Consider the following 12,336-nt stretch of genomic DNA (forward strand, 5'->3'; position numbering starts at 1 on the left):
TGTCGTTTATTTGATATTGACGTAAAAAAATCCGAAAAATTTTCAATAAAATTTCCATAAGTGTTATAAATAAATTTTAAGTTGTTAGACGAGTGTAATGGGCTTTATGAGGCCTATTACACTCGTTTTCATTAATATTATTTATTTGGTAACTATTTTAGGAAAATTAATGGAAAACGTGTAACAAGATTGACGGTATCAACTATTGCTAACAAAACATAATCATAGTATTATGAGTGCATAGCCTAACGATTGATGGTGTATACCAATGATGCTATATATGTGTTTTTTGTATCATATATAAACGGGTTTGATTAGGTTAGAGAAGGAAGGCAAAACCATGAAATTTCTGAGACATAAATCTTTTAGGGGAGATCCGCAAGTTCACTACAAGATGTTTAAAGTCGGCCGTACTTGGGTATTTACGGCGATGGCATCATTTGTATTGACTGCTGCACCTCAGTTAGTATCTCATGCAGATACGGTTTCGGCGGATACTAGTAGCGATACGGCAAGTAGTGCCACTAGTAGTGCCAGCTCGGGGGCGGATACGTCTTCTGCAGCAGCGAGTGCGGCGGCACTAGCTGCTGCAACGGCAAGTAGTACGTCAACTAGTACTACCAGTGACTCGTCTACGGCATCTTCTTCGAGCGAAACTGCCTCGAACAGTAATTCCGAATCTTCATCGGATAGTTCAAGCAGCGATGACAGTGCTTCAGACGCAAGTTCTGCGAGCGAAACAAGTACGACTAATGCGACAAGTACATCAAGTACTAGTAGTAGCAGTGTTTCAACGGCTAGTTCGAGCGCATCCAGCGCAAGTTCAAGTAGTAGTTCGAGCTCGTCAAGCGCTACTTCATCGAGTTTAACTGATAGCAGCAGTTCTTCCGCAGCTAGCTCAAGTACGACGAGTTTGTCAAGCAGTGCTAGCGTAGCGGCAAGTACTGTCTCGACAGCAAGCAGTGTTGCCAGCACGACTAAGTCTGCAAGTACGGCGGCTTCAACGGCAGCCATTGCAGCTTACTCGTCGGAATCGGCTGCCAGCTCAAATACCGATAGTACCGCAGCTAAGGCGGCTTCATCGTCAGCTTCATTAGCCGGTTCATACGCCACACTTGCCAGCAGTTATGCTAGTTTGGTCAATAACCTAACGACGCAAGCAGCAGTGAGTGCGGCCCAAAGTGCCTATCAAGAAGCGCTTAACGCGGCTGATTTGTCACGGCACTACAATAGTATTGCAAACATGTACTTAGACGCAATGACAAATGGTGTGGGGTCCAATGTAGATAATACATTGGCATACGCTAATGCCAACTCTTTAGCATTTAGTGCAGCCAGTGCGGCCAGTTCATACGCAGCCCTGGCTTCAACGGCCACCTCAACGGCCAGCAGTGCTGCTACCCAAGGCTTAATTAATTTAGCAAGTAGCAATTATTCCGCCGCATCTAGTGCGGCATCTGCAGCCACGGTAGCAGCCAGCTCGGCAGCTGAAGCAGCCAACAGTGCATACTTAGCCATGCAATACGACAAAAATAATACGGCCGTTACCTCAGCTTACGCCGTCGCTTCTAGCACGGCAGCTGCGGCTTCAACGGCCGCGGTTAACGCAACGACCGCTGCGATGGCAGCATCTTCAGCATATGCCGCTGTAAGTAGTAATGCGGCAAATAATGACTATGAAGCCACTAGTACTGCCTATGCAGTTACTTCCTCCGCCGCAACGGAGGCGCTTAGTCAATACGCCGCCGGGAGCACAGCTACTAGCACCGCTAGTTCGGCAGCCATTTTTGCCAATAGTACTGCAATTAGTGATTTGGCGAGTGCGGCTTCTTCAAGTGCAAACGTGGCGAATACGTCAAAGAGTACGGCTTCAAGTGCGGCCAGTGTGGCGGCAACGCAAACTGGTACTCAAGCGTCAGCTTATGCTTCAAGTGCTGCAACGGCCGCTAGCTCTGCTTCGTCAGCCTACGCCGTCGCCAGCACGGCTGCAAAATCTGCTGTCAGTGCTAGTGATCCTGCCACCGCGGACTCATACGCTCGGGTGGCCCAATCGGCATCTTCATTGGCTGCTAGTTACGCTGCAACTGCTGAGTCTAACGCGACTTTAGCTGCTAAGTTTTCGACGAATGTCGCCAATGAACAAACCGTTAGTTCCAATGCGACTTTAACGACGAGTACGGCAACGCAAAGTGTCTCGACTGGAGATACTGTGACAATTACCAACAAGGTGGGTTTGGATTCAGGATATTCAGTAAGTGGTACACCAACTTATGTTTGGTATGTCTCAACGGATGGAGCAACTTGGACGACCATTAGTGGTGCAACATCGGCAACGTATACAACAACTGCAACTACTTCAGGGACGTATTATTATCAAGCAGTCGTTAGTGGTAAGCGGGTTACAGCATTAATCTTGACTTCAAATTTTGAAGCAGCTGGTAATGTGATTACCATTGTTGTTACCAATCCAGAAGGGACCTACACTGAAATTGCCAGCAGTTATGCCAGCCAAGCCAACAGCGCAGCCTCAGTGGCAACCTCTCAAGCTGCCGCTGCAAGTAGTGCGATCAGTTTGGCCAGTTCTTCAGCTAACTTGACGGGCTCATTAGCTAGCTACTACACATCACAGGCTAATTCTTCATACAACGCAGCTAGCTCATATGCGAGTGTGGCTTCGGAGGCGGCAAGTATTGCAACTATGGCCAGTACTTCGGCCGCTTCTTATGAAGCCGAAGGGGCGTATACCAGTGCTAATATCTGGGCAGGAATGGCATCGAGTTATGCGAGTGTTGCAACTGAATATGCTAGTTCTGCAAGTAGTGCGGCATCTGAGGCAGCAGCTAGTCTCGATACTGCTTTGAAAAATGCGGTTAATGAAGATGGTGGTGATACCGCTGCTGATTATTTAGCATCAAGTTATGCCAGTATGGCTGCGTCATCGGCAAATGTGGCCGGTGACCAAGCCTCGTTAGCTGCATCCTATGCGGCCAACGCTGCTAATGCATATAACGTTGCTGGTTCTTCATTTAATACCACTGCAACTAGCAGTTATAATGCAGCGGCAAGTTCTGCAGCTGTAGCGGCTAGTTCATACGCTGCGGCAGCTAGTGAAGCAGCAAGTCTTGCTGCTTCATATGCAGCGGACGGGAATTATAATTCGGCTGCCTTGCAACAAAGCTACGCGGCTTTGCGTTTAACCTATGCCACAGATCAATTGAATGCTGCTTCGAGTGCGGCGAGTGCGATTACCCAAACGGTCGTGCAAGCACAATCCAGTTATTATAATTCGATTGCAACGGCTGCTTCTAGCGCAGCGTCAGCAGCTGAATCGGCAGCCGGGAACGCAATCAGTGTCGCGAGTTCATTAAGTGCAAAGTATGCGTCAAACACCACGTTGGGTAGCTCATACGTTGCACAAACTAATAATTATGCCGTGACAACTTTGGGTGCAGCGGCGGCCGCAACTTCAGCTGCGGAAATGGCAGCTCAGTATACAAGCCAGGCTTCATCGGCAGTAGCTGCGGGCGATTATGCTATGGCCAGCTCATATGTGACCAATGCCTCAGCAGCAGCTAGTGAAGCAACCTCATATGCGGCATTGTCTACATCCAATGCGGCTTTAGGTAGTACGGCGGCTAGCAACGCGACGAATTATTCAAACAATACGAATTCATATAAAAGCACTAATACGGGTAATGCAACGACAATTCTAGGGATTGTTATTTCTGGTGGGATGACTTCTCAACCCGCAGCAGTGACGTCGACCGTTTCTGGTGGGACCTTTACCTTGTCAGCTTCGTCAGCATTAGGACTAGGTGGGGTTGCACTATCATCAAAAACAACTTGGTATGTTCAAGTCAACGGCACTTGGATGACCTTAGATAAGGCCAGCGCTTATATTGAATCATATGATGCAGTTGACAGTGCTGGTTTACTGTCAACCAGTAGCTCATTAACAGTTACTATCAAAGCGGGCTATACTGGATCATTACTATTCCAAGCCGTACAAGGGTTTTCTTGGGACTTATTAAACTTGGCTACAGTTTATACATTTGCAAGTAATTTAGCGGAAGTAGATGTTTATAGTAGCAATATTCCAGCAACAAACATTTCCATAGCTGGTGATGATTACGTCATTAATCCAACGAACAGTTCGAGTGGCTCAAACGATAAGGTTACTAGCCAGTTTACATCAACGACTAACCCTGAGAATGCTACGGGAACGATTACCTGGACGACAAGTGATTCAAGCATTGCGACAATTGATGATTCTGGCCTTTTGACCGTTGTGTCTAATGGAACGGTGACAATCACAGCAACAATTACAAATGCAGACGGAACTAGCTATTCATCTTCAAAGACAATTACAATTGGTAGTGGCCTTGAGGATGCAACTGTTGATGCAGGAAGTGATTTGACGTGGGTTCCAGATGGCTCGACTACGGGTACTGGGACTAATGTTACTTATCAATGGTATTATTCTTCAACAGCGGACGGTACTGGAACAGCGCTGAGTGGTCAGACTGGTACGACACTTAATCTGTCGGATCTGACAGTAGGGCAATCCGGTTATTACTACCTAGTTATTACTGGATCCAATACGACTAACGGGACTACTACCACGACAACTGTAACTTTAGGCCGGGCTTACTTGACTGTTAATGCTGTTTCAACTGAAGCGGCAGATTCTGCAGCTAGCGAAGCAGCTAACTACGCAAATCAAGCGACGGAATATGGTTCAGTTGCTAGTTCTTATGCGAACATTGCGGGCGAATATGCAAGTAAAAACTCAGAAGCAAGCTCCTACGCAGAACAAGCAACGGCAGCAGCTTCTGATGCACAGTCAGCCGCAACAGCTGCTTCAACTGCAGCCTCTAATGCGGCAGCCGCCCAATCAAATGCAGATTCTGCGGAAGCTGCTGGCGAAAACTCGGCTGCTTCCAGTTATGCAGAGGAAGCTAAAAAGAAAGCGTCCGAAGCATCTGAAGCTAAAAAGAAAGCTTCAAGTGCCGCTGATGATGCAGGTTACTATGCTGATTTAGCTGCTAATGTTAGTGAAGATGACTCGGATAGTGATTCTGACGGCGACAGTGATTCGGATAGCGACAGTGATTCCGACTCTGACAGTGATTCGGATTCCGACAGTGATTCTGACTCAGACAGCGACTCGGATTCTGATAGTGATTCGGATTCTGATAGTGATTCGGATTCCGACAGTGACTCGGATTCTGATAGTGATTCGGATAGCGACAGCGACTCAGATTCCGACAGTGATTCCGACTCTGACAGTGATTCGGATTCCGATAGCGACTCGGACTCGGACAGCGACTCCGACTCCGATAGCGACTCCGATTCTGACAGTGACTCGGACAGCGATTCAGATAGCGACAGTGATTCCGACTCGGATAGTGATTCCGACTCTGACAGTGATTCAGATAGCGACAGTGATTCCGACTCCGACAGCGATTCCGACTCGGATAGTGACTCAGATTCCGATAGTGATTCGGACAGCGACAGTGACTCAGATTCGGACAGTGATTCCGACTCCGACAGTGACTCCGACTCGGACAGTGATTCCGATTCGGATAGCGACTCCGATTCTGACAGTGATTCTGACTCGGATAGTGATTCTGACTCGGATGGTGATTCTGACTCGGACAGTGATTCCGATTCGGATAGCGACTCCGATTCTGACAGTGATTCCGACTCTGATAGCGACTCAGATTCCGACAGTGATTCCGACTCCGATAGCGACTCCGATTCCGACAGTGATTCGGACTCCGACAGCGATTCGGACTCGGACAGCGACTCCGATTCAGACAGTGATTCGGACTCCGACAGTGATTCGGATAGCGACAGTGACTCCGACTCCGATAGTGATTCCGATTCAGACAGTGATTCCGATTCAGACAGTGATTCGGACTCCGACAGCGATTCGGATTCCGATAGTGATTCCGACTCGGATAGTGACTCCGATTCTGACAGTGATTCAGACTCCGACAGCGATTCGGATTCCGATAGCGATTCCGACTCGGACAGTGATTCCGACTCGGATAGTGACTCAGATTCCGATAGTGATTCGGACAGCGACAGTGACTCAGATTCGGATAGTGATTCCGACTCCGACAGCGATTCCGACTCAGATTCCGATAGTGATTCGGACAGCGACAGTGACTCCGACTCAGACAGTGATTCGGACTCGGACAGCGACTCGGATTCGGATAGTGATTCGGACTCCGACAGTGACTCGGATTCGGATAGTGATTCGGATTCAGACAGTGACTCAGACTCTGATAGTGATTCGGACTCCGATAGCGACTCAGATTCAGACAGTGATTCGGATTCCGACAGCGACTCCGATTCAGACAGTGATTCGGATAGCGACAGTGACTCCGACTCCGATAGTGATTCCGATTCAGACAGTGATTCGGACTCCGACAGCGATTCGGATTCCGATAGTGATTCAGACTCGGACAGCGACTCGGATTCGGATAGTGATTCGGACTCGGACAGCGACTCGGATTCGGATAGTGATTCAGACTCGGACAGCGATTCCGATTCAGACAGTGACTCGGATTCGGACAGCGACAGTGACTCCGACTCGGATAGTGATTCTGACAGCGATTCCGACAGTGATTCCGATTCGGATAGTGATTCAGATAGCGACAGCGATTCCGACTCAGACAGTGATTCCGATTCTGACAGTGACTCGGATTCCGACAGTGATTCTGACTCAGACAGTGACTCAGATTCCGATAGTGATTCTGACTCTGATAGCGACTCGGATTCCGACAGTGATTCAGATTCCGACAGCGATTCGGATTCGGATAGTGATTCCGATTCGGATAGTGATTCAGATTCCGATAGTGATTCTGACTCAGACAGTGATTCGGATAGCGACAGTGACTCCGATTCCGACAGTGATTCGGACTCAGACAGTGATTCGGATAGCGACAGTGACTCAGACTCCGATAGCGATTCCGACTCGGACAGCGACTCAGACTCTGACAGTGATTCAGATTCCGACAGTGATTCCGACTCTGATAGTGACTCCGATTCCGATAATGATTCGGACAGCGACAGTGATTCGGACTCTGATAGTGACTCCGACTCGGATAGTGATTCGGATTCCGACAGTAATTCGGACTCTGATAGTGATTCAGATAGCGACAGCGATTCAGACTCTGATAGCGATTCCGATTCCGATAGTGACTCAGACTCAGACAGTGATTCCGACTCCGATAGCGACTCCGATAGCGACTCCGATTCCGATAGTGATTCGGATTCCGACAGCGATTCAGACTCAGACAGTGATTCCGACTCCGACAGTGACTCAGATTCCGATAGTGATTCTGACTCTGATAGTGATTCAGATTCCGACAGTGACTCAGACTCTGATAGTGATTCCGACTCTGATAGCGACTCCGATTCCGACAGCGATTCCGACTCCGACAGTGATTCCGATTCGGACAGTGACAGTGACTCAGACTCTGATAGTGATTCCGATTCTGACAGTGATTCGGATAGCGACAGTGATTCCGATTCTGACAGTGATTCCGACTCAGACTCCGACAGCGATTCAGACTCTGATAGCGATTCCGATTCTGACAGTGATTCGGATAGCGACAGCGACTCAGACTCGGACAGTGACTCAGATAGCGACAGCGATTCCGATTCTGACAGCGACTCAGACTCGGATAGTGATTCTGACTCTGACAGTGATTCAGATAGCGACAGCGACTCAGACTCCGACAGCGATTCGGACTCGGATAGTGATTCTGATTCCGACAGCGACTCAGATTCCGACAGTGATTCGGATTCGGATAGTGATTCCGACTCGGATAGTGATTCCGACTCAGACAGCGATTCCGATAGTGACTCCGATTCGGACTCGGATAGTGATTCCGATTCGGACAGCGATTCGGATTCCGACAGCGATTCGGATTCCGACAGTGATTCGGACTCGGACAGTGATTCGGACTCGGACAGCGATTCGGACTCGGACAGCGATTCGGACTCGGATAGTGATTCTGATTCCGACAGCGACTCAGATTCCGACAGTGATTCGGATTCGGATAGCGATTCGGATTCCGACAGCGACTCGGATTCCGATAGTGATTCGGACTCGGATAGTGATTCGGATTCCGATAGTGACTCAGACTCGGACAGCGATTCGGATAGCGACAGTGACTCGGACTCAGATAGTGATTCAGATTCCGACAGTGACTCGGACTCAGATAGTGATTCCGACTCAGACAGCGATTCCGACTCGGATAGTGATTCGGATTCCGACAGTGATTCCGATTCGGACAGCGACTCGGATTCCGACAGTGACGCTGACTCAGACAGCGACTCAGGTTCCGACAACGACTCAGACTCAGACAGTGATTCGAATAACGACAGTGACTCCGATACAATCACAGATTCAGATTCAAATGATGGAACCAATTCTGACAATGGTAGTAATTCTGGCTCAGATGGAAGTTCCAGTTCAAATACTGGATCAGGTTCGGGCAATACGACGGGCTCTACTGGAAATAATTCAGGTACTGGCACTGGTACGACAACTTCATCGACTGCTTCTAACAACGGTGCTGCTTCGACAAGTACGACTAGCTTGAGTGCTGCAGCAACAAGTGGTGTCTCGGCCACAGCCGCAACGTTGGCGGTTACGACACCATCCAGTGACGGTGCTGCAACAACGTCAGCAACTGCTGCTACATCAGTGGTTTATGCCGCTGCTAGCGCTCAAGACGTTGATGCAACTTCTGATCAGACTGATTCAGATTCGAAGAGTAGTAATGATTCTGATAAGGATAAGAAGTCAGCTGATACTGATAGTGCTGATGATAAGGTTGGCTCAAGTAATACTGACGAGAATGGTAAGACTGCATCTGATACAAGTAATAATGCCGGAACGATTTTCGGTGGCTTGTTGACCGCGGCTGCAGCTGCTGGACTCGGCTGGTGGTTCTTCTTGTTCGGTCGTCGTCGTAAAGATGATGATGAAGATGACGAGAATCAAAAATAGTTAAAATTTAAAGCTGATTTGTTAGTACTGCTAACGATATACGTTGTAAAATAAGACTATTAACCAAAACGGGCGTGAAGCCCGTTTTGGCGTACATAAAAGAAAATTGAAAGAGGTAAGACTAAGATGCAAAAATCTACTGTCACCAAGCTTAAGCAAGCACTGATTGCAACTGGAAATTTGAAAGATTACGGTACAAGTACCGTAACCTTGGCACTTTCGGTATCGGATCATCGACATCGGGCCCAAGTGCGATTCTATCGTTGCGATTCTTTCAAGCAAGCTTGGATAGCAGTTGCACAACAATTAGCCAAAACCCCTCAAGCGAGTTGGGTTCGATTAGAAGCAGTTCAATCAACACAGAAGTTACCAAGAGAAACTTTTGAAAAGCGATTGGCAGCTACTTTTCGGATGAACTATTGGCGATACGGTATTAGTTTTGATGCAGATTTCAAGACAGCCTTATTGGAGATGGAAAGTAATGGACAAGCATTTTTCCGTCCTAGCAAAGCGCATCGAATTGGTAAGAATCGTTCGGGTTCTTGGGTCGACTATGATCGAGTAGAGCCGTATCTTAACAAGCGTGAAGGAGCGCTACCAGTCGATATTCGAAAGACAGAAAATGTTTGGGTCTTTACAACCGCTGGTGTATTTACTGACGGGCAGAAAATCTGGAATCTATCTGAGCAAGAGGATTGTGGTAAGGGCGTTCGGGTGGTGACTGACGAGCAGAGCGAGCTGCAATCAGCTATTGAACATGGTGAAACTTTCCTAATTAATCAGTTAAAAGGCAATGGAAAATTTGTCTACGGTTATTTTCCGGCTCGTCAAAGAGTTCTTAGCAATTACAATGTTGTGCGGCATTTTTCGTCCTTATATGCCTTGCTGGAAGCCATTCCATTCACAAAGCGTACTGAAGATTTTGCAAAAGTTAAGTTAGCGATTCAGTGGGGCTTAAAAAACGCCACGATTGAAAAAGAGGGCGCAATCTTCGTCGATGATAATGGCGAGCTAAAGTTGGGTGGACAGGCCTTGTTAATACTTGCATTGAGTAAATATCAAGACGTTACCAAGGATGATACTTTCGTGCCAGTTTTAATGAAAGCTTTTAAAGGCGTCCATTTCTTCCAAGAACCGTCTGGTAAGTTAATTCATGTCCTAAATCCAGATTTAACGGTCAAAGCAGCTTATCGAATTATCTATTATGAAGGAGAAGTCGCATTTGCGCTTTCCCGACTATATGAGTTAACACATGATAAGAATGTGATGGATCTGGTGAAGCAAATCTTGGATTACATGGTGGCTAATGACTATGGTAAATACCATGATCACTGGATTTCTTATGCAATCAATGAAGCATTACTGGTATTCCCAGACAATCATGATTATATGAAACTGGGTTTGAAAAATGTATTCAGTCATCTAAAATTCATTGAAGAGCGTGATACCACGTATCCAACATTACTTGAGTTAGTTGATGCGGCCGTCAAAATGACCGATATGATTAAACGTTCAGGTAATGAAGACTTGATAGCACCTTATGACTTGGTTCGTTTACGGCAGGTATTGCGGTATCGTGCGTTGTATGAGATTACTACTGGGTGTTTTCTACCTGAGATTGCAATGTATCTCTATAATCCACAGAAGTTCATTGGTGGGTTCTATGCACGTCATGACAATTTCCGGACACGGATTGACGATTGTGAACACTTCTTATCTGGGTTGATCAACTATTATAACTACACATATCGACAAGCATAATACTAGGTAACAGAAAGGGTGACTGTATGTTTTACTTCATTAATGAATATATTTTAGGCAAGAATTCGAGTGTTGAGCACGCGGCAATCAACCGGGTGAAATTATTTAACCACTATAAAGCGCCAGCCCAGATTGTGACTAAGATGTATGACCGTTTGCTACATCAGACCATGGGAACTTTTCAGTTAGCAAACCAGCAAGTGCTGAATATGTTTGATTACTTTCAACAAACCACGGATGTGCCAACTAAAGTTCTGCATACTGATGACATGCATCTGCCAGTTGAATATGCGGTAGAAGTGGGTGCCAACTTTAGCAAAATTTTTAATGGTGATGAACACGTTAGCAACGTCGGCTTTATTCCTGGAACGATTGGGCGCGTCTTTTACCAAGAATTCTTCGACAATCAAGGTAACTTATCTTCAACTGACCTGTGGGATTGGCGAGGCTTCAAGTCCAGTACACAATATTTTGGTCAGAACGGTAAACTGGTTTTGGAACGGTTTTATAATCTACAAGGCGAGACCGTTATTGAGCAGTACTATGTACCTGACACTAACGGTAATCCGCTAGCGTCACGTTTGATTTTAAAGAATTATCGTGATCAAGCAGAGCGCTTCTTCCAGGACGCGAACCATTTATTTCGTTTCTTCTTGGCCGAACTCAGTCATTTGGACAAGCAAACGACGACCTTTATTAGTGATCGCCCAGGTACCAGTGTGAAGCCGTTGTTGGAACTTCAGGATGATTCTCACAAGTATGTGACGGTTCCAATTTATCAGGCGAAGGATATTAATGACCCAATTCATTCCCCGTTGGACGGGTTCTTAACACCGGCCTTCGATAATCTGCAACACTTTGATGGTTTCATTACAGCTACTGAAAGTCAGGCTCAGCATCTGCGGACGCGGTTCCCTAAAGCTAAGGTGACAGTGTTACCAACTGTAACTACGAGTCCGTTGGCGCAGAGTAAACTACAGCCAATCACGGCCCGCCCCAAGCAATTGCTATACGTTGGGCGGCTGGCGCCGGATCGGCAACTGAATCAGTTAATTCGGACCATTGCGTTAGTTAAGCAACAGGTCAAAGAAATTCAGTGTGACTTTTACGGCTACGGCGATCCAGAGTATCTTAAGACGCTGAATAAGCTGGTTGAAGAATTAAAATTGACGAATAATGTGCATTTATTAGATTATCATCCTGATTTAGAAACACGTTATGATGATTATCAGCTGTTGCTCAATACCGATATTGTTGATGGTGGTCCAATGAGTATGCCGGAAGCCATGAGTCACGGAATTCCAGTGATTAGTTATCGCTTTAATTATGGGCCTAAAGATTGGATTGATGACGGTCATGACGGTTTCATCGTTGATCCTGGCAATCAATTGGCGCTGCGTGACCGGGTCATCGAATTAATGACGGATACGAAGAAGTTGACGGCATTCAGCGAAGCCGCCTTTAAGAAGCTTCATACGTCACAAACTGACTTAAAAGTTTGGCACCGTTGGCAACAATTACTGGGTATTAAGTAGGAGGGCGCA

Annotated in this window: 3 protein-coding genes; all 3 read left to right on the forward strand. The window is 46.8% G+C overall.

Annotated features, from left to right (window positions below; genetic code table 11):
- The first annotated feature begins 340 nt into the window (after positions 1 to 340).
- The 3 genes from E5260_RS05785 (at position 341) to E5260_RS05795 (ending at position 12,327) form a co-directional block, all read left to right on the forward strand.
- Positions 341 to 9,031 carry a KxYKxGKxW signal peptide domain-containing protein gene (locus E5260_RS05785; protein ID WP_080004361.1) on the forward strand — a complete coding sequence of 2,897 codons (8,691 nt, stop codon included), beginning with the start codon at positions 341 to 343 and terminating at the stop codon, positions 9,029 to 9,031.
- Between the two features lie 126 nt (positions 9,032 to 9,157).
- Positions 9,158 to 10,792, forward strand: a complete 1,635-nt coding sequence (locus E5260_RS05790; RefSeq protein WP_003643186.1) for a hypothetical protein — start codon at positions 9,158 to 9,160, stop codon at positions 10,790 to 10,792.
- Positions 10,793 to 10,818: 26 nt separating this feature from the next.
- A complete protein-coding gene (locus E5260_RS05795; protein ID WP_003643185.1) occupies positions 10,819 to 12,327 on the forward strand; it encodes a glycosyltransferase in 1,509 nt (502 codons plus the stop codon).
- Positions 12,328 to 12,336 lie beyond the last annotated feature (9 nt).

Source organism: Lactiplantibacillus plantarum, assembly GCF_014131735.1.
GTDB lineage: Bacteria > Bacillota > Bacilli > Lactobacillales > Lactobacillaceae > Lactiplantibacillus > Lactiplantibacillus plantarum.